Source organism: Burkholderia aenigmatica, assembly GCF_048627025.1.
In the GTDB taxonomy this organism is placed as follows: Bacteria; Pseudomonadota; Gammaproteobacteria; order Burkholderiales; family Burkholderiaceae; genus Burkholderia; species Burkholderia aenigmatica.
The window spans coordinates 320,533-342,446 of the sequence record NZ_CP184470.1; the positions used below are offsets into that span (position 1 = coordinate 320,533).

Genomic DNA, 21,914 nt, shown 5'->3' on the forward strand with positions numbered 1-21,914 from the left:
GGTGTGGGCATCGCTACCGTGTCGCGGGCGATTGGCGGACAATCGGCCGGATACCGGGAGACGACGAACCCGCCGCGCACCGAGTGCTCCCCGGCGCGCGAAGGGCGACAGGACGAGGATGGGATGAGCGATTTTTCTGATTTCCAGCGGGAAATTGCCGACGCCGCGCGAGCGACATACCGGGCGCTGCGGGCGCAGCACCCGGACGAGCATTTCTACGCGTTCGCGCTGTACACCGACAGCGGCGCGATGACGGTGGTGCCGGCGGCCAATTCGGTCGAGGGGCTGCGCCGGATCCGCGAGCAACAGGCCGTGCCGGACGACGACCCGTGGTATGCGTGGGGCTTTTCCGAATGGGCGTATGCGGCGGCGGAAGCGTCGCCGTTCAATGCGATCTGCGGCAAGCTTGCCGATGACCTGCTGAGCCCGCAGTTTGTCCGGTCGCGGTTCTCGGAATTTTCGCGACAACTGCACGCCGAGATGATCGGGGCGTTGCGCCTGCTCGACCGCGAAGGCCTGTTCGGCACGGGCGACGAAAGGGCGGCGATCACGCTGTTCGTGTCGATCAGCGACGACGACGCTGCCGAGGCGCTCGAAAACGAATCGGCGAAGGCGCTGAATCCGCCGGCCGTCGTCGACGCATTCCTGCGCCGCTACGACTGACGGCTGACGGCCATCGGGATATCGCACGGCGGCCCGGGACGGGCGGCCGCCATGCGTGCAGCGTTAGTTACGGCTTACGGCTTCGCGCCCACGACGAACTCGAACGTCGCGACGCCGTCGACGCCGCCCGTGACGCGGTCACCGGGCTGCAGCGCGCCGACGCCGGCCGGCGTGCCGGTGAAGATCAGGTCGCCGGCCTTCAGCGCGACCGAGCGCGACACATACGCGATGACGTCGGGCACGGCCCAGATCATGTCGGCCAGGTCGCCTTGCTGGCGCGTTTCACCGTTGACCGCGAGCCAGATGCGGCCCGTCGCCGGGTGGCCGGTGGCCGACGCCGCGCGCAGCGCGGTCACGGGGCCCGATGCGTCGAAGCCCTTCGCCCAGTCCCACGGACGGCTCAGCTTCTTCGCTTCGGCCTGCAGGTCGCGGCGCGTGAGGTCGACGCCGACGCCGTAGCCCCATACGTGCGACAGCGCGTCGGCCGGGTCGATCGACTGGCCGTCCTTGCCGATCGCGACGACCAGCTCGATTTCGTGATGAAGGTCGTTCGTCAGCGGCGGATAGGCGACGGTGCCGCTGGCCGGGACGATCGCGTCGGCCGGCTTCGTGAAGAAGAACGGCGGCTCGCGGTCGGGATCGGCGCCCATTTCGCGCGCGTGGTCGGCGTAGTTGCGGCCGACGCAGAAGACGCGGCGCACCGGAAAGCGCGCGGACGACTGTTCGACTTCGACGGAAGGACGCTCGGCAGCGTCGATGACATATTCGGACATCGGATGGCCTCGTTCGGTGGGAAGACGGATGCGGCGCCCGTGCGGCGCACGGGCCGGCATGCGTGCAACGATACCCGACGCCCGTGCGGCCGGATGCGACGCAACTGCGTTTTACCGGGACAAAACTACGCGTCGGCGGCTGCCGGTGCGTCGTCGCCGTCCGGCAGCGCGGCATTCGCGTCGCGGTACGCCTTCGGCGACACGCCGACTCGCGCGCGGAAACGCCGCGCGAAATACCCTTCGTCGCGGAAGCCGACCGAGCGCGCGATGTCCGCGATGCGCCGGCTCGTGTGTGCCAGCAGCGACTGCGCGAGCGCAATCCGGCGCTCGGTCACGAGATCGGTGAAGGTGCTGCCGGTTTCCTTGCGGACCAGGTGCGCGAGGTAGTTGGGCGACAGGAACGCGGCCTCGGCGGTCGCGGCGAGCGTCAGGTCCTCGCGGGTCAGGTTGGCGCGCACGTGCCGCAGCACGCGCGCGAGCGCGTCGCGCCGGCCCGCGCGCTGGGCGCCGCGCTGCGCGAGCTTGTCGAGCGCACCCGCGTACTGCGTGCAGACGAGCCCGATCAGTTGCAGCAGGTAGCCGCGCAGCAACGTGGTCGAGCCGAACGTGCGCACGCGATCGGTGTCGAGCATGCACAGCGCGAGGCGGCGCGCTTCGTCGTAGGTGTCGCCGGTCAGGATGAAGTCGAGGTGTTCCTGAAAGCGGAACGGCGTCAGCTCGGGAAAGCGGTGCGCGGGCACGTCCTCGAGATCGAGCGGGTCGACGTCGAGATCGGCGCGCAGGAACGCCTGGCTGAAGTTGATCACGATGAAGTGCGCGCCTTCCGGATGCGGGATCAGGTGCTCGCGATGCGGCAGCACGAACGCGAGCGCGCCGCGCGGAAACGGCCGCGTGACGCCGCCGATCCGCTGCTCGGTGTCGCCGCCGAGATTGAACTGGATCTGGAAATACGCGTGCCGGTGCGGCTCGGTGATCGCCTGGCGCGACGCCTGGTCGCGGATGTAGAAGTCGAGCCGGTCGCTGCGTTCGGGCATCCCGTACAGGCGCGGCGGGGCGGTGGAGGGCATGAAGGATTCTGCTGTTCGTGACGCGGTTGAGCCGCGATGGTACAGCGAACCGGGCGCGACGGCGATCTGTGCGGCCGTGCGGCTTGGCCCGGGGTCGGTCGTGGCGTGCCGCGCGGCGGTCGCGCTTTCGGGGGAGGCCGGGACAACGGGCACGCGGACTGCCGACGCCGCCCAGCCCGCTTGCCGTGCCGACCGGCGCGAGCGTCTCCACCTTCGTCGCGCGGTTTGATATCAGTGATCGGGCGATGGCGCCGGCGCGCCCAGACCCTACCCGGCAACCAGCGGCGCGACCCGGCGCCGCAGCTCGGGCACGACCTCGGCGTCGAACCACGGGTGGTGCTTGAACCACGCCTGGTTGCGCGGCGACGGATGCGGCAGCGGCAGCACGTCGGGGCCATAGTCGCGCCAGGCGTGCACGGTGTCGGTCAGCGTGGCCTTGCGCGTGTCGCGCAGGAAATGCCGCTGCGCATACTGGCCGATCAGCAGCGTGAGCCGGATCGACGGCAACTCGGCGAGCAACCGGTCGATCCACAGCGGCGCGCATTCGGGGCGTGGCGGGTTGTCGCCGCTTGCGCCGCGGCCCGGGTAGCAGAAGCCCATCGGCACGATCGCGAAGCGCGTCTCGTCGTAGAACGTGTCGGCGTCGACGTCGAGCCAGCCGCGCAGCCGCTTGCCGCTCGCGTCGTCCCACGGGATCCCGCTTGCATGGACACGTGCGCCCGGCGCCTGCCCGACGATCAGGATCCGCGCATCGCGATGGGCACGCACGACCGGGCGCGGGCCGAGCGGCAGGTCGGCTTCGCAGACACGGCACGCGCGGATTTCAGTGAGCAGCACGTCGAGCGGCGCGCGCGTGGGTTTCGGCATCGATTCTGAGCGGGGACGGAGTGGTCATGCGGCGTCGCCCGGGGGCGCGTGCCGGGCGCCGACAGGCAACCCGGACAAGCAGGGCGCGGGCGCGCGCGCCGCCGGCATCACGCGGCGCGCATTACGCCCGCGACGGGCCCGCTGCGCCGTTTTCGGCGACCGCAGCATCATACAACGCGGTTTGCGCGATCGCGCGGGCGATCCCCGCGTCGTCGTGCGGACCGTCGAGCATGCCCCAGCGCCGGTACTGGGACAGGAACCACTCGCCTTCGCGCGGATCGGGGCGGTTCACGGCGCCGCCGTCGTGGAAGCGGATCGGCAGCGGCGGTACGGCGAACGGGCCCGATCCGTAGTCGCCGAGCAGGCGCGGCGCGATCAGCCGGGCCGGCACGCCGAGCGCGTCGGGCGACGCGAGCCAGTCGGCTGCCTCGCGACGGTGCGCGGCGCTGTCGAGCCACGCGCAGGCATCGACGAGCGTGCGGATCAGCGCGCGGGCCGTGGCCGGGTACAGCGCGACGAAATCGCGCCGGGTCGCGAGCACTTTCTCCGGATGATCGGGCCAGATCTCGCTCGTGACGGCGACGGTTCGCCCCGCGCCGCAGGCGTCGGCCACCGCATGCCACGGCTCGCCGGCGCAGAAGCCGTCGAGCTCGCCGCCGGCCAGCGCGGCCACCATCTCGGGCGGCGGGATCACGACGCTGCGCACGTCGCGCAGCGGATCGACGTCGTGCGACGCGAGCCAGTGGTTCAGCCACATCGCGTGCGTGCCGGTCGGGAAGGTCTGCGCGAGGAGCGGCTTGCGGCCGAGCGTCGCGAGCGCATCGCGCACGCTGCCGCTGTCGCGGTACGCGTCGGCGAGACCGCGCGACAACGAGATCGCCTGGCCGTTGCGGTTCAGCACCATCAGCGCGGCCATGTCGGCCTGCGGGCCGCCGATCCCGAGCTGCAGCCCGCAGACGAGCCCGTACAGCGCATGCGCGGCGTCGAGCTCGCCGCTCAGCAGCTTGTCGCGCACGGCGGCCCACGACGGCTGGCGGCTGAGTTCGAGCGTGAGGCCGTGCCGCGCGCCGAGGTTCAGGCGCTGCGCGACGATCAGCGGGGCCGCATCGCTCAGCGCGACGAACCCGAGGCGAAGATGCGCGCGTTCCGGCGCGACGGGAAGAGAGGTATCCATGGCAGTCATGACTGTGGTGATGCGTCGAGCAGTTGCCGCGCGACGTCGACGATGCGCAGGCCCTGATCCATCGCGCGCTTGCGCAGCGCCGCGTACGCATCGTGTTCGGACAGCTTGCGCTGGTCCATCAGCAGGCGCTTCGCGCGGTCGATCAGCTTGCGCTCCGCGAGTTCGCGCTCGACGTCGGCAAGCCGGCGGCGCAGCGCATCGTCGTGGGAGAAGCGGGCGAGCGCGACTTCGAGGATCGGCGCAAGGCGCTCGGCCGACAATCCTTCGACGAGATACGCGCTGACGCCCGCGCCGACCGCCGCGCGGATCAGCGACTGGTTCGCATCGTGGCTGAACATCAGCACGGGGCGCGGCGCGGTGGCGTGCATCACCGCGAGCTGCTCGAGCGTGTCGCGCGACGGCGAATCGGTATCGATGATCACGACGTCGGGATGCTGCTCCTCGACGGCGGCCGGCAGGCGCGCCGGCGTCGCGACGTCGTTCAGCATTTCGTAGCCGAGGTGCGCGAGCGCGTCGCCGAGCTCGCCGATCGGCTTGTCGGTATCGGTGACGAGCAGCACGCGCAGGCGGGCGGAGGAAGCAGGCGTACTCATGACGCGAACGGCGGCGGCGAAATCGTGGCGCGATGCACGGATCGGGGGCGGTGGCCCCGCACAGACATCGTGTCGGTGCCGGGCGCGATGGCCCGGTGGCCGGTGCCGCTGTCTTCATGATAGGTGGGCGGCCGGTGCCGCGTGGTGTCGCGCATGCTACGCAGCCCGGGACAGGGCCGTTTCGAGCGCGGCGCCCGCGTCCGGCACGTGCTGCACGGCCGCTTCGCCGATCGCGCCGCCGACGAGGATCACGGCCGGGCTGCCGAGCCGCGCTTCGTCGATGCCGCGCGCGAGATGGCCGAGCGTGCCGGTCCAGCGGCGTTCGTCGGGCGTGCCGGCCCATTGCACGGCGGCTGCCGGCGTCGAGGGCGGCAGCGCGGCGAGCAGGCCGGCGGCGATGCTGTCGACGCGGCTCATCCCCATGTAGATCGCGAGCGTGGTGCCGGTCGCCGCGAGACGCGCCCAGTCGGGCTCGCCGTGGTCCTGACGGTGCGCGGTGACGAACGTGACGCCGTGGCAATGCTCGCGATGCGTGAGCGAGATGCCGAGGCTGGCGGCGGCCGCGAAGCCCGACGAGATGCCGTTGACGATCTCGACCGGAATCGCGGCGGCGCGCAGCGTCGCGAGTTCTTCGCCGGCACGCCCGAACAGCAGCGCATCGCCGCCTTTCACGCGCACCACGTGCGCGCCGCGCAGCGCGTAGCGGCGCATCAGCTTCTCGATGAATGCCTGCGGCGTGGAGCGGCAGCCGCCGCGCTTGCCGACGCGGATCACGCGTGCCTGCGGCGCGAGTTCGACGATGCCGGGCGCGACCAGATCGTCGAGCAGCAGCACGTCGGCGGCGGCCAGCGCCTTCGCGGCCTTCAGCGTGAGGAGATCGGGATCGCCGGGGCCGGCGCCCAGCAGCGTGACTTTGCCTGTCGTCATGTCGTGTTCCAGTGCCGCCTGCATGCGGCGGTCGATAGCGCGTTGTCTGCGCGGCGGCGGCGGGCGGTCGAAACGCACCGGCATCCGGCCGTGCCGCGCACGGAGGGACACCGTTGTCCTGATCGGCCCGTCGGTAGGGCGGGCATGGTTTGCGGGGACTGCCCACCGGCGCCGTTGCCGGTGTCATGCATCGAGTTCAGCAATATCCGGGCCAACCGGCATGGCACGTCGTGCTGGCACGGCGGGAAGAGGGTGCATCGCGCCGTGCGATGGCCCCGTGTGCCGATGCAGCCGCCGCGCGCGGGCAGCCGCAATGCCGCATCGGCGTGCATCGTGCCCCGTCAGCGCGCACCGCGATGTCGCACGGCGACAGTGCTGCAGCGCACCACATCTGTGCCTCGCTGCATCACGGCGCATCGCGTGCCACGTGTCGCCGCGCGCCGCACGACACCCGGCGAGCCTTGCTCGACGGGGCTGCGGGCTCGATTCGCATCAACATGGCACGGCGCTTGCGTTAGGAGGTTCGGGCGGATCAACGGCGATTCGTCCGGCAGTACCGATTACTAGACGCGCCCGGCAACGGGCTTCATGGGCAACGGCGTCCTACGCATCGGGTCTCGACGAGACCGGGTGCGCAGGACGCCGTTTTTCGTTTGGCGGATGACATGACCGACAAAGCTACCCGTATCGATCTCTTCAGCTTCCGCACCGCGCCGATGCGCGCGTTCCACCTGACGTGGATGGCGTTCTTTGTGTGCTTCTTCGCGTGGTTCGCATGCGCGCCGCTGATGCCGCTGATCGCACGCGAATTTCATCTGACGGCGGCCCAGGTCGCCAACATCAACATCGCCGCGGTGGCCGCGACGATCGCCGTGCGGCTGCTGGTCGGCCCGCTGTGCGACCGCTTCGGCCCGCGCCGCGTGTACGTCGGCCTGCTGCTGCTCGGCGCGATCCCGGTGTTCGCGGTGTCGTTCACGCACGACTACCTGTCGTTCCTGATCTGCCGGCTCGGCATCGGCGCGATCGGCGCGGGCTTCGTGATCACGCAGTACCACACGTCGGTGATGTTCGCGCCGAACGTGGTCGGCACCGCGAACGCGACGACGGCCGGCTGGGGCAACGCCGGTGCAGGTGCCACGCAGGCGCTGATGCCGCTGCTGGTCGCCGCCGGCCTGATGCTCGGTTTCGGCGAGGATTCGTCGTGGCGCATCGCGCTGGTCGTGCCGGGCGTCGCGATGCTGGCGATGGCCTGGGCGTACTGGCGCTTCACGCAGGATTGCCCGCAAGGCGACTTCGTCGCGCTGCGCAAGGAAGGCGTGACGGTCGACAGCGGCAAGAAGGGCGGCTGGGCGAGCTTCGTCGCGGCCTGCGGCAACTATCGTGTGTGGATGCTGTTCGTCACGTACGGCGCGTGCTTCGGCGTCGAGGTGTTCATCCACAACATCGCCGCGCTGTACTACGTCGATCACTTCAGCCTGTCGCTGAAGGACGCCGGTTTCGCGGTCGGCCTGTTTGGGCTGCTCGCATTGTTTGCCCGTGCGCTCGGCGGCTGGCTGTCCGACAAGATCGCCGCGCGCCGCAGCCTCGACGTGCGCGCCGCGCTGCTGTGCGCGCTGATCGTCGGCGAAGGGCTCGGGCTGATCTGGTTCTCGCATGCGCAAAGCATCGACGTCGCGCTCGTCGCGATGCTCACGTTCGGCCTCTTCACGCACATGGCCTGCGGCGCGACCTACGCGCTGGTGCCGTTCATCGACCGCAAGGCGCTCGGCGGCGTCGCGGGGATCGTCGGCGCGGGCGGCAACGTCGGCGCGGTGGCTGCGGCCTTCCTGCTGAAGGGCGTCGGCGACGTGCAGCACACGCTGAGCCTGCTCGGCCTCGCCGTCACCGCGACCGCGCTGTGCGCGATGGCCGTGCGCTTCAGCGAAGAACACAAGGCACGCGAAGCCGAGTTGCGCGACCGCGCACTGGCTGCCAGCAGCGCCGCGAACTGATCGACCGAAGGAAACGTCACCATGAAACTCATCGTCATCGGCCACGGCATGGTCGGCCACAAGCTCCTCGAATGCGTCGCAGCGGAAGCGGGTGCCGCGGGCGCGCTGCAGGTCACCGTGCTCGGCGAGGAACCGCGCCCGGCCTACGACCGCGTGCACCTGTCCGAATTCTTCGCGGGCAAGTCGGCGGACGACTTGTCGCTCGTCGAACCCGGCTTCTTCGAACGTCATCCGCAGTTCGACCTGCGCCTGAACGCGCAAGTCGCGTCGATCGACCGGGCCGCGCATACGGTCACGCTCGCGTCCGGCGAAACGCTCGCGTACGACAAGCTGGTGCTCGCGACGGGTTCGCGCCCGTTCGTGCCGCCGATGCCGGGGCACGATCGCGACGGCTGCTTCGTGTACCGGACGATCGAGGATCTGGAAGCGATGCAGGCGTGCGGCACGCATGCGAAGCGCGGCGTCGTGGTCGGCGGCGGACTGCTCGGCCTCGAATGCGCGAAGGCGCTGCGCGACATGGGGCTCGACACGCACGTCGTCGAATTCGCACCGCGGCTGATGGCCGTGCAGGTCGACGACGGCGGCGGCCGGATGCTGCGCGCGAAGATCGAGGCGCTCGGCGTGACCGTGCATACGGGCAAGAACACGCTCGAGATCGTCGATGGCGAGGAAGGCACGCACCGGATGGCGTTCGCCGACGGCTCGCACCTCGACGCCGACATGATCGTGTTCTCGGCCGGCATCCGCGCACGCGACGAGCTGGCCCGCGCATGCGGGCTCGACCTCGGCCCGCGTGGCGGCGTCGCGATCGACGACGCGTGCCGCACGAGCGATGCCGACATCTACGCGATCGGCGAATGCGCGGCCTGGAACGGCATGGTGTACGGCCTCGTCGCACCCGGCTACGACATGGCGCGCGTGGTCGCGAAGCAGCTCGGCGGCGATGCGAACAGTGCAGCCGAGGCCGCCTTCGCCGGCGCCGACATGAGCACGAAGCTGAAGCTGATGGGCGTCGACGTCGCGAGCATCGGCGACGCGCACGGCACGACGGCCGGCAGCCGCACCTACCAGTACGCGGACGAGCGCCGCCAGGTCTACAAGAAGCTCGTGGTGTCCGACTGCGGCAAGTTCCTGCACGGCGCGGTGATGGTCGGCGATGCGGCCGAATACGGCACGCTGCTGCAGATGATGCTGAACCGCATCGAGCTGCCGGAGTCGCCGGAATTCCTGATCCTGCCGTCGTCGGACGGCGTCGCGAAGCCGGCGATCGGCGTCGAAGCGCTGCCCGCGGCCGCCCAGATCTGTTCGTGCAACAACGTGTCGAAGTCGCAGATCTGCACGGCGGTCGCCGACGGCGCGACGAGCCTCGGCGCGCTGAAGACGTGCACGGGCGCCGGCACGTCGTGCGGCGGCTGCGTGCCGCTCGTCACGCAGATCATGAAGGCCGAGATGAAGAAGCAGGGCCTCGCGGTCAACAACCATCTGTGCGAGCACTTCCCGCATTCGCGCCAGGAGCTGTTCCACCTGATTCGCGTCGAGCGCATCACGACCTTCGACGAACTGCTCGCGAAGCATGGCCACGGCCTCGGCTGCGACGTGTGCAAGCCGGCGGTGGCGGGCATTCTCGCGTCGTGCTTCAACGAATTCGTGCTGAAGAAGGAGCACGCCGGGCTGCAGGATTCGAACGACTACTACCTCGCGAACATCCAGCGCGACGGCACGTACTCGGTCGTGCCGCGCATGCCGGGCGGCGAAGTCACGCCGGAAGGGCTGATCGCGGTGGGCCAGGTCGCGCAGAAGTACGGGCTCTACACGAAGATCACCGGCGGCCAGCGCGTTGACCTGTTCGGCGCGCGCGTCGAGCAACTGCCGTCGATCTGGGAAGAACTGATCGCGGCCGGTTTCGAATCGGGTCACGCGTACGGCAAGGCGCTGCGCACCGTGAAGTCGTGCGTCGGGTCGACGTGGTGCCGCTACGGCGTCGACGATTCGGTCGGCCTCGCGATCGACCTGGAGAACCGCTACAAGGGGCTGCGCGCGCCGCACAAGATCAAGTTCGGCGTGTCCGGCTGCACGCGCGAGTGTGCGGAAGCGCAGGGCAAGGACGTCGGCATCATCGCGACCGAGAAGGGCTGGAACCTGTACGTGTGCGGCAATGGCGGGATGAAGCCGCGCCACGCGGAACTGCTCGCGTCCGATCTCGACCGTGCCACGCTGATCCGCTACATCGACCGCCTCCTGATGTTCTACGTGCGCACCGCCGACCGGCTGCAGCGCACGAGCGTGTGGCGCGACAACCTCGAAGGCGGCCTCGACTACCTGATCGACGTCGTCGTGCACGACCGGCTCGGGATCGGCGCCGAACTCGAAGCCGACATGCAGCACGTGGTCGACACCTACGAGTGCGAATGGAAGAAGGCCGTGACCGATCCCGACACGCGCAAGCGCTTCCGCCACTTCGTGAACAGCGACGCGCCGGACACGACCATCGAATTCGTCGAGACGCGCGGCCAGATCCGGCCCGCGACGCCCGGCGAACGCGCGGGCGGCAAGCCCGTGTCGATTCCCGTCGTGGCTGAAGGCGTGACGCAAGCCGCAACCGAACCCGCAACCGTTTGACCCTGACCGACACCAGCGTCTTTTCCAAGGAGCCCATCATGAACGATCGTCTTCCGCTGTCCTGGACCCGCGTGTGCCCGCTCGACGACATCGTGCCGAACACCGGCGTGTGTGCACTCGTCAACGGCGAGCAGGTCGCAGTGTTTCACGTCTCGCATGCCGAAGAAGGCGGCGTGTTCGCAATCGACAACGTCGATCCGGTATCGCAGGCGGCCGTGATGTCGCGCGGGCTGATCGGCAGCCTCGGCGAGCGTGTCGTCGTCGCGTCGCCGCTGTACAAGCAGCATTTCGACCTGCGCACCGGCGAATGCCTCGAGGCGCCCGAGCAGTCGGTCAGCGCGTATCCGTCGCGGGTCGAGGACGGCTTCGTGTGGATCGCAGCCTGACCGCCCCGGAGCGCGCATGACCGCCACCCCCGTCAAGAGCGTGTGCCCGTACTGCGGCGTCGGCTGCGGGATGGTGCTGCACGTCGAGGAAGGCGAAGTCGTCAAGGTGTCCGGCGACTCCGACCATCCGACCAACTTCGGGCGGCTGTGCACGAAGGGCTCGTCGGCGCACGTCGCGCTGCGCCGCTCGGGGCGGCTCGACCGCGCGTTCGTGCGCCGCGCGCGCGAGGACGACCTGGTGCCGCTGCCGGCTCGCGACGCGATCGCCGACACTGCGCGCCGCCTGCGTGCGGTGCTCGATACGCACGGGCCCGACGCGCTGTCGTTCTACGTATCGGGGCAGATGTCGATCGAGGCGCAGTACCTCGTCAACAAGCTTGCGAAGGGCTTCGTCGGCACCAACAACATCGAGTCGAACTCGCGCCTGTGCATGGCGAGCGCGGGCACCGGCTACAAGCAGTCGCTCGGCGCGGACGGCCCGCCCGGGTCGTACCAGGACTTCGACCGCGCGAACCTGTTCTTCGTGATCGGCGCGAACATGGCCGACTGCCATCCGATCCTGTTCCTGCGGATGATGGATCGCGTGAAGGCCGGCGCGAAGCTGATCGTCGTCGATCCGCGCCGCACCGGCACGGCCGACAAGGCCGACCTGTTCCTGCAGATCCGGCCGGGCACCGATCTCGCACTGACCAACGGGCTGCTGCACCTGCTGCACGCGAACGGGCGCACCGATACCGCGTTCATCGACGCGTACACCGAAGGCTGGGACGCGATGCCCGCGTTCCTCGCCGACTACACGCCCGAGCGTGTCGCGGCGATCACCGGGCTCGCGGAAGCCGACCTGCTCACCGTCGCGCAGTGGATCGGCGACGCGCAGGAGTGGATGAGCTGCTGGACGATGGGGCTCAACCAGAGCACGCACGGCGTGTGGAACACCAACGCGATCTGCAACCTGCACCTCGCGACGGGCAAGATCTGCCGCACCGGCAGCGGCCCGTTCTCGCTGACCGGCCAGCCGAACGCGATGGGCGGGCGCGAGATGGGCTACATGGGGCCGGGCTTGCCGGGCCAGCGCTCGGTGGCGTCCGACGACGACCGCCGTTTCGTCGAGAACCTGTGGCGCGTGCCGGCCGGCACGCTGCGCAAGGAGACCGGGCAGGGCACGGTCGACATGTTCGCGCGGATGGCTGCGGGCGATATCAAGGCATGCTGGATCATCTGCACGAACCCGGTCGCCACGGTGCCGAACCGGCAGAACGTGATCGCCGGCCTGCAGGCCGCCGAGCTCGTGATCGCGCAGGATGCATTCCTCGATACCGAGACCAACCGCTACGCGGACATCCTGCTGCCGGGCGCGCTGTGGGCCGAGGGCGACGGCGTGATGATCAACTCCGAGCGCAACATGACGCTGATGCGCGCGGCGGTCGCGCCGCCGGGCGACGCGCTGCCCGACTGGCGCATCGTCGCGGAAGTCGCGCGCGCGATGGGCTTCGGCGATGCATTCGACTATGCGTCGGCGGCCGACGTGTTCGACGAGATCGTCCGCTTCTCGAATCCGGCGACCGGCTACGACCTGCGCGGCGCGAGCCACGCGGCGCTGCGCGACGGGCCCGTGCAGTGGCCGGTTGCGCCGGGCACCGCGCGCGAGCGGCACCCGATCCGCTACCTGAACGACGGCGTGAGCCAGACGCTGCGTCCGGCCGCCGACGGCGGCGATGCACCGCGCCTCGCGTTCCCGACGCTGTCAGGCAAGGCGCGTTTCTTCGCGCGGCCGCACGTCGATCCGGCCGAGCTACCCGACGACACGTTCCCGATCGTGCTGAACACCGGGCGGCTGCAGCATCAATGGCACACGATGACGAAGACGGGCAAGGTCGCGATGCTGAACAAGCTCAACCCGCGCCCGTTCGTCGAGCTGCACCCGGACGATGCGAGCGCGCTCGGCATCGCCGCGAAGGACAGCGTCGAGATCCGCTCGGCGCGCGGCCGCGCGGTGCTGCCGGCCGTCGTGACCGAGCGCGTGCAGCGCGGCAACTGCTTCGCGCCGATGCACTGGAACGACGTGTACGGCGACGACCTGTGCATCAACGCGGTGACGAACGACGCGATCGATCCCGAATCGCAGCAACCCGAACTGAAATACTGCGCGGTCGCGCTGCGGCGCGTCGAGACCGATGCGTTCGCATCCGCCGACGACGAGACGGCGCAACCCGATGCACGCGCCGACGACGCGCGGCCCGCGCCGGTGCTGGCACAGGCAACTGCTTCACAGGAATCCGACATGGCAGACATCGACACTTTCGCGGCCGCGCTCGGCGTGGCCGACCTCGCGCCGCCGCCGTTGACGGACACCGAACGGCTGTACGTGGCCGGCCTCGTCAGCGGGCTGAAGGCGAGCGCCGGCCGGCGCGAGGGCAGCGTGCCCGTGCTGCCGGCTGCCGCGCCGCTCACGCCGCCGGTGCGGTTCTGGCTCGACGGGATGCTCGCGGGGCTGTTCAGCCGCTCGCTGCCGGCGAGCTTGCCGGGTGCCGTGGCGCCCGCGCTGCCGGCCGATGCCGGCGCGTCCGGTGGCGTGCGGATCGTGCGCACGCGGCCGAAGGTCGTGCTGTTGTGGGCGTCGCAGACCGGCAACATCGAATCGCTGACCGAGGATTACGCGACGCAGCTGATGAACGCGGGCTTCGAGATCCGTACCGCGTGCATGTCCGACTATCCGCTCGCTTCGCTCGCCGGTGCGCAATACGTGCTGCTGATGACGAGCACGTTCGGCGACGGCGATGCGCCCGACAACGGCAGCGAATTCTGGGAAGCGCTGCAGGCCGGCAGCGCCGCGCGCCTCGACGGCGTGCACTTCGCGGTGCTCGCATTCGGCGATCGCAACTACGACCAGTTCTGCGGCCACGGCCGCCGGCTCGACGCGCGGCTCGCGGAACTCGGCGCGGCGCGTCTTTGCGCGCGCGTCGATTGCGACGTCGAATTCCAGCGCGACGCCGACCAGTGGCTTGAACGCGTCGTCGCGCGGATCAAGGAGGCCGATGCCGCGCTGCACGCGGTGCCGTCCGGCGGGATGAGCCCGTCAGGGCTGCTGCCGACGAAGGCGCATCCGGCGCCGTCGAAGCTCGTCGCGAACCTGCGGCTCAACCGTCCGGGCGCGGCGAAGGACACGCGCTACGTATCGCTGTCGACCGAAGGCGCGAACCTCGAATACGAAACCGGCGACGCGCTCGGCGTGTGGCCGACCAACTGCCCGGAACTGGTCGACGAACTGCTGGCCGTCACCGCGCTGAAGGCCGACGCACCCGTGTCGGTGGCGGGCGTCGGCGACGTGCGCCTCGGCGACGCGCTCGCGCGTCACTTCGACATCACGCGCCCGCATCCGGACACGCTCGCCCTCATCGCGTCGCGCAGCGCGAACGGCGCGCTGAAGTCGCTGCTCGGCGACGACCGCAAGGGCGACCTGAAGCAATGGCTGTGGGGGCAGCAGCTCGCGGATGTGCTGCATGAATTTCCGGTCGAGCTGTCGGGCACGGAACTGGTCGGGATGCTGAAGCGCATGCAGCCGCGCCTCTATTCGATCGCGTCGAGCCCGAGCGCGCACCAGGGCGAGATCCACCTGACCGTGTCGGCCGTGCGCTATCACAACGGCCGGCGCGCGCGGAAAGGCGTTGCGTCGACGTTCCTCGCCGATCGCGCGGACGACGGCCGCGTGCCGGTGTTCGTGCAGAAGTCCGCGCATTTCCGGCCGCCGGTGAACGGCGACGTGCCGATCGTGATGGTCGGCCCCGGTACCGGCGTCGCGCCGTTTCGCGGCTTCCTGCACGAGCGGCAGGCGCGCGGCGCGCGTGGGCGCAACTGGCTGTTCTTCGGCGAGCAGCACGCACAGACCGACTTCTACTACGGCGACGAACTGGGCGCGATGCACGACAGCGGCTTCCTGACGCGGCTTGATCTCGCGTTCTCGCGCGACCAGGCCGACAAGATCTACGTGCAGGACCGGATGCGCGAGCAGGGCGCCGAGCTGTTCGCGTGGCTGGAGGAAGGCGCGCACTTCTACGTGTGCGGCGATGCCGCGCGGATGGCGAAGGACGTCGACACGGCGCTGAAGGCGGTGGTCGCCGAGCACGGCGGCATGTCGGACGAGGCCGCGAACGACTACGTCGCGCGGCTCTCGAAGGCGCGCCGCTACATGCGGGACGTGTACTGAACGCGCGGGCGGCGGCGTGCCGTCCGCCGCTCCGCCGGCGGGTTACTGCTGCCGCTCCCACGCGCGTGCCTGTTCGGCGCGCACGAACGCTTCCGACGATTTCGGCAGCAGGTTGCGGAACGCGCCGCCGTCGCTGTCGATCACGTCGACCATCTTCGCGATCATTTCCTCCGGATCGTGCTGTTCGAGCGGGAACGTCAGCCGCTCGGGCGTCACGGTATGCGCGGCCGGATCGCGCCAGCGTCGCGTCGTTTCCATCATCCGGTCGTTGAAGCCCGTGCTGTACGGGCCGGGGTTCACGACCGCGACCTTGATCCCGTGCGGGGCGAGTTCCGCGTGCATCGCCTCGGCGACCGATTCGATCGCGTGCTTCGACGCGCAATAGGCGCCCGTGAACGGTCCCGTGATCAGGCCCGCGATCGACGACACGAACACGATCTTGCCGTGCCGGCGCGCGAGCATGCCGCGCGCGATCTGCTGCGTGAGTTCGAGCGGCCCGAACACGTTGACGTCGAACAGCTCGCGGACGATCTCGACCGGCAGGTCCACCAGCGCGCCGGCTTCGCCGACGCCCGCGTTGTTCACGAGCACGTCGATATCGAGATCGGCCGCGCGGGCGCGATCGTGAGGTGACGTCACGTCGAGCTTGATCGCGCGCAGCGCGGTGCCGCGCTGCGCGGCGGCGGCCGTCAGTGCGTCGATTTCTGCGGTGACGCGTACGCCGGCCGTCACGTCGTGACCGCGTTCGGCGAGGCGCAGCGCGACTTCGTGGCCGAAGCCGGTGCCCGCGCCGGTGATGAGGATGCGTTTCTGTGCCATGTGCTTACCTTGTGGAGTGGAACGTTGCCGGAAAGCGGTCGCGGCAGTGCTGCGCGATCGCGGTGTCTTCGTCGACGCTGCCGCCCGAGATGCCGATCGCGCCGACGCAGCGCCCGTCGCCGTCGACGAGCGGTTCGCCGCCGCCGAACGTGACGAGCCCGCCGTGGCTGTGTTCGATGCCGCGCAGCGGACCGTCGCCCGACATCGCACCGAGCGCGCCGGTCGATGCGCGGAAGCGGATTGCCGTCAGCGCCTTGCGCTGCGCGAGATCGATCGCGCCGAGAAAGCAGTCGTCGGTGCGCGCGAACGCGAGCAGGTTCGCGCCGGCATCGACGATCGCGACGGCGATGCCGGCGACCTGCAGCGATGCGGCATGTGCAAGTGCCGCGTCGATCGTGCGGCGGGCGGCTGCGAGCGGCAGCGCGGCGGTGAGCGGGTTCATGCAAGGCTCCGGGAGGACGACAGTGCCAGTGTAGGCAGTTGCGGTATATGGGAGAATCCGCATTCCGCTCGAAGGAGTTTCAAGTTTTTTTAATGATGAGCAGACGCGATCCGATGGCCGGGCTGCACGTGTTCATGACCGTCGCGACGGCCGGCAACTTCACGCGTGCCGCCGCCGCGCTGGGCCTGACGCCGGCGGCCGTCAGCCTCGCGATCGGGCAGCTCGAGGGCGAGCTGAACGTGAAGCTGTTCAATCGCAGCACGCGCGGCGTGAGCCTGACGGAAGCCGGCCAGCGCTACTGGCGGCAGACGGAGCCTGCTTACCGGCAGGTCATGCAGGCCCGCGACGAGCTGAAGGATGCACGCAGCGAGCCGAACGGGTTGTTGCGCGTGACCGCGCTGCCGCTGGCGCGAGCGCTCGTGATCGCGCCGGTGCTCGCCACGTTCCGCGAACGCTACCCGAAAGTCCGGCTCGAGATCCGCTACGAGAACGAACTGGTCGATATCGCGAAGGACGGGTTCGACGCGGGGATTCGCCTGGCCGACCGGCTGCAGCCGGGCATGATCGGCGTGCGGATCGCGCCGGCATTGACGTGTGCGCTGGTTGCGTCGCCCGGCTATCTGGCACGGTATGGCGCGCCTGAGTCGATTGCGGCGCTCGAGCGGCATGCGTGCATCCGTTTCCGGTTCTCGGAGAGCGGACGCCTGCACAAATGGCTGTTGCGCGACGGGCAGCGCGACGTCGATCTCGATCCGGACGGCGTGTTCGTGACGAACGACGCCGACGCGGTGATCGATGCGGCGCGCGCGGGCGTCGGCATCGCGTTCGCGTTCATGCGCGAGCGGATCGAGCAGGACGTGCGCGACGGCACGCTCGTCGAGGTGCTGCCCGGGGCATGCCGCACGCTGCCGCCGATGTGGCTTTACTACGTCAATCGCAAGCACGTGCCGGCCAAGCTGCGTGCGTTCATCGACGTGCTGCGCGAGCGCAACGGTGCGGACGACGCGTCGCCGCAGTAACGGGGGCGAGTGTTCCCGGGTCGGAACAGGGCAAGCGCCAGTCACGCAGACTACCCCGTCCCCATTTCCGAAGGGCCGCGCTGGCCGGTGAATCTGTCCTCGCCCGTGCCGCCCGGCCGGGAGAATTTCTCCCCAATCCACTACCGGCCATTCATCCGATGAAAAATCGTGTCCGGTTCCCGGTATGATGCGCACCTTGCGTTTGTCGGACGCACTATTTTTGATGCGATTTTTACGCACGCGGCACGACAAATCCGCACAATCCGAACCTGAAAGATTCTGTAATATAAATTCCGTATACTCGTAAGTTCTGATCCAGGCGCCACCTGCCCATTCCTTCGGCCGACCGCCCACGCAGAACAACCAGATACGTCGCCGCCTGGCCGCCTTGCGCCGCGACACGCTATGCACCACCACTGAACACTCTATGTCTTCCCGCCACTCTGGTTCGCCCGGCCGCGCCGCGGCGGTGATCGCCCGTGTCCGGGCGCTGATCCGCAACGAGCGTCTGCTGTCGCCGCTGCTCGCGCTCGGCATCGGCCTGCTGCTGATCGTGGTTTTCCAGCACCTGTCGGAATCCGTCGACTACCGGTCGGTGATCCGCGAGTTGCGTCACATGTCCGTCGGCGAGTGGGGCGCGTCGCTGGCCGCGACGGCCCTCAGTTATCTCGCGCTCGTCGCCCGCGACGCGGTCGGCCTGCGCTATGTCGCCGCGAAGGTGCCGCGCGTCGCGTTGTGGATCGGTGCGATCGCCGGGTCCGCACTCGGTAACGCGACCGGCTTCGGCGCACTGACGGGCGGCGCGGTGCGCGCCCGCGTGTACGGCGTGTCGGGCGTCACGCCCGCGCAGATCGGCCGGATGACGGTGTTCACGAGCGGTACGCTGGCGCTCGCGATGGTGTGGATGACGGCGATCGGCATGGTCTGCGTGCCGGAGGCGCTCGCCGCGATGCTGCACGTCGCGCCCGGCGTGCTGACCTGGACCGGCGCAGTGCTGCTGGTGGCGCTGGCCGCGATGGTCGTGATGTGCGGCAACACCGCGCGCCCGGTCGTCACGCGCTTCAAGTGGCTGTCGTTCGACGTGCCGGCGCGGCGCGATCTCGTCGCGCAGGTCGTCTATGCGGTCCTCGACGTCGTCGCGGCGGGCCTGACGCTGTGGGTGCTGCTGCCGGCCGCGCCGGTCGGCTTCCCGACCTTCATTACTGTTTACGCCGCCGCGTTGCTGCTCGGGATGATCGGCCATACGCCGGGCGGGATCGGCGTGTTCGAAGCCGCGATGGTCTTCACGCTCGGCCGCGAAGTGCCGCCGCACGCGATGGTCGCCGCGCTGATCGCGTACCGCGCGATCTATTTCGGCGTGCCGCTCGTGCTGTCGGCCGGCCTGCTGGCCGGTTTCGAAGGCCGCGCGCTGCGGCGCCGGCTCGTGACGCGGCAGGCCGTGCGCGTGTCGCAGCTTGCGCCGGTGTTCCTGAGCCTCGTGACGTTCGCGGTCGGCGGGATGCTGGTGATCTCGAGCGCGACGCCCGCGTTCTGGCACCGGATCGCGATCCTGCGCCACCTCGTGCCGCTGTGGGTGCTCGAAGGCTCGCAGGTGATCTGCAGCGTGCTCGGCGTCGCGCTGCTGTTCGTCGCGCGCGGGCTGCTGCGCCGCCTCGACGGCGCATGGTGGATGACCTTCGCGCTGACGCTCGCCAGCCTCGGACTGTCGCTGGTGAAGGGCCTCGCGTTCGTCGAGGCCGGCGTGCTCGGCACGCTGCTGGTGCTGCTGCTCGTCAGCCGTCGCCGCTTCAACCGTCATTCGTCGCTGCTGGCCGAGCGCTTCACGGTGAGCTGGTTCGTGTCGGTGGCGATGGTGCTGATGCTGGCCGTGTGGGTGCTGTTCTTCGCGTTCCGTGACGTGCCGTACACGCGCGAGCTGTGGTCGCATTTCTCGTTCGACGCGCGTGCGCCGCGTGCCCTGCGCGCGACGCTCGCGGCCGGCGTGTTCGTCGCGCTGTTCGCGCTGTGGCAACTGCTGCGCCCGGCGCCCGGCCGTTTCGTGAAGCCCGCGGCGCAGGATCTGTCGGATGCCGAACGGATCATCCGCGCGCAGGAATGCAGCGATGCGGGCCTCGCGCTGATGGGCGACAAGTCGTTCCTGTTCTCGGAGTCGCGCCAGGCATTCCTGATGTATGCGAAGAACGGCCGCACGTGGGCCGCGCTCCACGACCCGGTCGGGCCGCGCGAGGAATGGCCGGCACTGATCAGCAAGTTCATCGCGCTCGCGCATGCGCATAGCGGCCGTGCGGCGTTCTACCAGGTGCGTGCGAACGCGCTGCCGCTGTATCTCGACGCGGGGCTCACGCTGATGAAGCTCGGCGAGGAAGCGCATATCGCGCTCGACCAGTTCGACCTGAAGGGCTCGAACCGGTCGCACCTGCGCTACGCGCTGCGCCGCGGCGACAAGGACGCGCTGACGGTCGAGGTGATCGCACCGTGCGACGTGCCGGCCGCGCTGCCGGCGCTGCGCGACATCTCGGACGGCTGGCTCGACAGCCGCGACGCGCGCGAGAAGAGCTTCTCGGTCGCCGCGTTCCACGACGGCTATCTGGCGACGCAGTCGGTGATGCTCGTGCGTCAGGCCGACAAGCCGATCGCGTTCGTCACGTTCATGACGACCGACCTCAACACCGAGGCGACGGTCGGCGTGATGCGCCATCTGCCGGACGCGTCGCCGTATGCGATGGAATATCTGTTTACGCAGCTCGCGCTGCATCTGAAGGAAGCGGGCTTCCGCAAGCTGAGCCTGGGCATCGCGCCGTTCTCGGGGATGGGGGCGGCGAAGATGCCGTCGCCGTTGCACCGGATCGGCCTGATGGTCTGGCGCTTCGGCGGCCGCTTCTACAACTTCCGCGGCTTGCGCGCATTCAAGAGCAAGTTCGAACCGCACTGGGAGCCGCGTTATCTCGCGGCCTCGGGCACGGTCGGCGTGTTCGTCACGCTGGCGGATCTGTCATTGCTGGCTGGAGGTCGGCGCTCATGATGTTGAAGAAGGGAATCGCGCGGGCGGCAGCCGCCTGCGCGGGAATGATGCTGGCCGGCGCCGCGTGCGCCACGCAGCCAGTCGCAGTGAAGGCCGAAACCGTGTCGGGCGGCCGCTATGGGCCCGTTACCGTCACCAAACCCAGCGGGCCGTTGCGCGGCTTCGTCGTGCTGTTCTCGCGCGAGGCCGGCTGGAATGCGGCCGACCAGCAGGCCGCCGATGCGCTGGCGAAGGCCGGTGCGATGACGGTCGGCGTCGATTCCGAGCGGTATGCGATGAATCTCGCCGCGAAGCAGGAGACCTGCCACCACCTCGACGGCGACGCCGAAGCGGTCAGCCACCAGCTCGAACGCCTGGCGCAATCGTCGCGCTACTTCACGCCGATCGTCGCGGGCGTGGGCCAGGGCGGCGCGATCGCGAAGCAGATCCTGTCGATGGCGCCGGAGAACACGATCGCCGGCGTCGTATCGGTCGATCCGGCCGCCAAGCTCGATCCGCGCTTCAAGCCGTGTCCGCCCGATCCGACGATCGTGCGCCGCGCGATGCCGGGTTTCGTCGAAACGGCTGCCGCGGGCGATAGCACGAAGCTGGTGTCGCTGGTCACGTCGCATCTGCGGGACACCACCAGCGGCGACGAGCTCGACGTGTCGGACCTGCCGCTCGTCGAGCTGCCGGCCAAGGGCGGCAGCGACCGGCTCGCGATCGTGATCTCGGGCGACGGCGGCTGGCGCGATCTCGACAAGACGATCGCCGAGGCGCTGCAGCGCGACGGCGTGTCGGTGGTCGGCATCGACAGCCTGCGCTATTTCTGGAGCGAGAAGCCGCCGGCACAGGTGAGCCGCGATCTCGCGCGCGTGATGCGCACCTACACGGCGCGCTGGCATGCGAATCGCGTGGCGCTGGTCGGCTACTCGTTCGGCGCCGACGTGATGCCGTTCGCGTACAACCGGCTGCCGGCCGACCTGCGCGACAAAGTCGCCGTGATGTCGCTGCTCGGCTTCGCGCCGGCCGCCGATTTCCAGATCCGCGTGACGGGCTGGCTCGGCATGCCGGCGAGCGACAAGGCGCTGAAGGTCGCGCCGGAAATGGCGAAGGTGCCGCCGCAGCTCGTGCAGTGCTTCTACGGCGCGGAAGAGAAGGACACGATGTGTCCGGCGCTGGTGAACACGGGCGTCGACGTGATCAAGACGCAGGGCGATCACCACTTCGGCCGCGACTACATCGCGCTCGAGAAGAAGATCCTCGGCGCGTTCGGCAAGCCGGTGGCGGCGCGCTGAACGCCGGCGCCCGCTTCGCGGCGGGCACCGGCCGGTAGCTTCCGGTTCATCGTACGGGCGGC

At 69.6% G+C, this 21,914-nt stretch carries 16 protein-coding genes; 8 read left to right on the forward strand and 8 right to left on the reverse strand.

What is annotated here, in order from left to right; translation table 11 throughout:
* Positions 1–123: 123 nt before the first annotated feature.
* A complete protein-coding gene (locus ACN8ZM_RS33780; protein WP_089452762.1) occupies positions 124–663 on the forward strand; it encodes a DUF4303 domain-containing protein in 540 nt (179 codons plus the stop codon).
* Positions 664–737: 74 nt separating this feature from the next.
* On the opposite strand, the gene ACN8ZM_RS33785 is transcribed toward ACN8ZM_RS33780, so the two are convergent.
* The 6 genes from ACN8ZM_RS33785 to cobA all read right to left on the reverse strand — a co-directional run bounded on the left by ACN8ZM_RS33785 (position 738) and on the right by cobA (position 6,073).
* Positions 738–1,436: a fumarylacetoacetate hydrolase family protein gene (locus tag ACN8ZM_RS33785; protein ID WP_043191086.1), complete on the reverse strand. Its 699-nt coding sequence runs from the start codon at positions 1,434–1,436 to the stop codon at positions 738–740.
* A 125-nt stretch (positions 1,437–1,561) separates the two neighbouring features.
* On the reverse strand, positions 1,562–2,503 hold the full coding sequence (locus ACN8ZM_RS33790) for a helix-turn-helix transcriptional regulator (RefSeq protein ID WP_043191084.1): 942 nt from the start codon (positions 2,501–2,503) through the stop codon (positions 1,562–1,564).
* Positions 2,504–2,770: 267 nt separating this feature from the next.
* Entirely contained in the window at positions 2,771–3,370 is a 600-nt protein-coding gene (locus ACN8ZM_RS33795) for a uracil-DNA glycosylase family protein (protein ID WP_043191082.1), read from the reverse strand.
* A 121-nt stretch (positions 3,371–3,491) separates the two neighbouring features.
* On the reverse strand, positions 3,492–4,544 hold the full coding sequence (locus ACN8ZM_RS33800) for a CmpA/NrtA family ABC transporter substrate-binding protein (protein ID WP_420213171.1): 1,053 nt from the start codon (positions 4,542–4,544) through the stop codon (positions 3,492–3,494).
* Positions 4,545–4,549: 5 nt separating this feature from the next.
* Positions 4,550–5,146, reverse strand: coding sequence for an ANTAR domain-containing response regulator (locus ACN8ZM_RS33805; RefSeq protein WP_043191078.1), 597 nt, complete (start codon positions 5,144–5,146; stop codon positions 4,550–4,552).
* A 156-nt stretch (positions 5,147–5,302) separates the two neighbouring features.
* Positions 5,303–6,073, reverse strand: coding sequence for a uroporphyrinogen-III C-methyltransferase (gene cobA, locus ACN8ZM_RS33810; RefSeq protein ID WP_043191113.1), 771 nt, complete (start codon positions 6,071–6,073; stop codon positions 5,303–5,305).
* 665 nt (positions 6,074–6,738) lie between these two features.
* On the opposite strand from cobA, the gene ACN8ZM_RS33815 reads away from it, so the two are divergent.
* The 4 genes from ACN8ZM_RS33815 to ACN8ZM_RS33830 are packed head-to-tail and all read left to right on the forward strand — an operon-like array spanning position 6,739 to position 15,273.
* On the forward strand, positions 6,739–8,064 hold the full coding sequence (locus ACN8ZM_RS33815) for an MFS transporter (RefSeq protein ID WP_420213172.1): 1,326 nt from the start codon (positions 6,739–6,741) through the stop codon (positions 8,062–8,064).
* A 21-nt stretch (positions 8,065–8,085) separates the two neighbouring features.
* Entirely contained in the window at positions 8,086–10,683 is a 2,598-nt protein-coding gene (nirB, locus tag ACN8ZM_RS33820) for a nitrite reductase large subunit NirB (RefSeq protein ID WP_420213173.1), read from the forward strand.
* Between the two features lie 38 nt (positions 10,684–10,721).
* Positions 10,722–11,069 carry a nitrite reductase small subunit NirD gene (gene nirD, locus ACN8ZM_RS33825; RefSeq protein ID WP_043191070.1) on the forward strand — a complete coding sequence of 116 codons (348 nt, stop codon included), beginning with the start codon at positions 10,722–10,724 and terminating at the stop codon, positions 11,067–11,069.
* A 16-nt stretch (positions 11,070–11,085) separates the two neighbouring features.
* A complete protein-coding gene (locus tag ACN8ZM_RS33830; protein WP_420213174.1) occupies positions 11,086–15,273 on the forward strand; it encodes a molybdopterin-dependent oxidoreductase in 4,188 nt (1,395 codons plus the stop codon).
* A 42-nt stretch (positions 15,274–15,315) separates the two neighbouring features.
* Here the strand turns inward: ACN8ZM_RS33830 and ACN8ZM_RS33835 are convergent, their stop codons facing one another.
* Entirely contained in the window at positions 15,316–16,092 is a 777-nt protein-coding gene (locus ACN8ZM_RS33835; RefSeq protein WP_420213175.1) for an SDR family oxidoreductase, read from the reverse strand.
* A gap of 4 nt (positions 16,093–16,096) precedes the next feature.
* A complete protein-coding gene (locus tag ACN8ZM_RS33840) occupies positions 16,097–16,534 on the reverse strand; it encodes a GlcG/HbpS family heme-binding protein (RefSeq protein WP_301800741.1) in 438 nt (145 codons plus the stop codon).
* 95 nt (positions 16,535–16,629) lie between these two features.
* On the opposite strand from ACN8ZM_RS33840, the gene ACN8ZM_RS33845 reads away from it, so the two are divergent.
* The 3 genes from ACN8ZM_RS33845 to ACN8ZM_RS33855 all read left to right on the forward strand — a co-directional run bounded on the left by ACN8ZM_RS33845 (position 16,630) and on the right by ACN8ZM_RS33855 (position 21,852).
* Complete coding sequence (locus ACN8ZM_RS33845) at positions 16,630–17,553, forward strand: LysR family transcriptional regulator (protein ID WP_420213336.1); 924 nt, start codon at positions 16,630–16,632, stop codon at positions 17,551–17,553.
* 427 nt (positions 17,554–17,980) lie between these two features.
* Entirely contained in the window at positions 17,981–20,575 is a 2,595-nt protein-coding gene (gene mprF, locus ACN8ZM_RS33850; RefSeq protein WP_089452771.1) for a bifunctional lysylphosphatidylglycerol flippase/synthetase MprF, read from the forward strand.
* Positions 20,572–21,852, forward strand: coding sequence for a virulence factor family protein (locus ACN8ZM_RS33855; protein WP_420213176.1), 1,281 nt, complete (start codon positions 20,572–20,574; stop codon positions 21,850–21,852). The genes mprF and ACN8ZM_RS33855 overlap by 4 nt, the downstream gene beginning before the upstream one ends.
* The last annotated feature ends 62 nt before the right edge of the window (positions 21,853–21,914 follow it).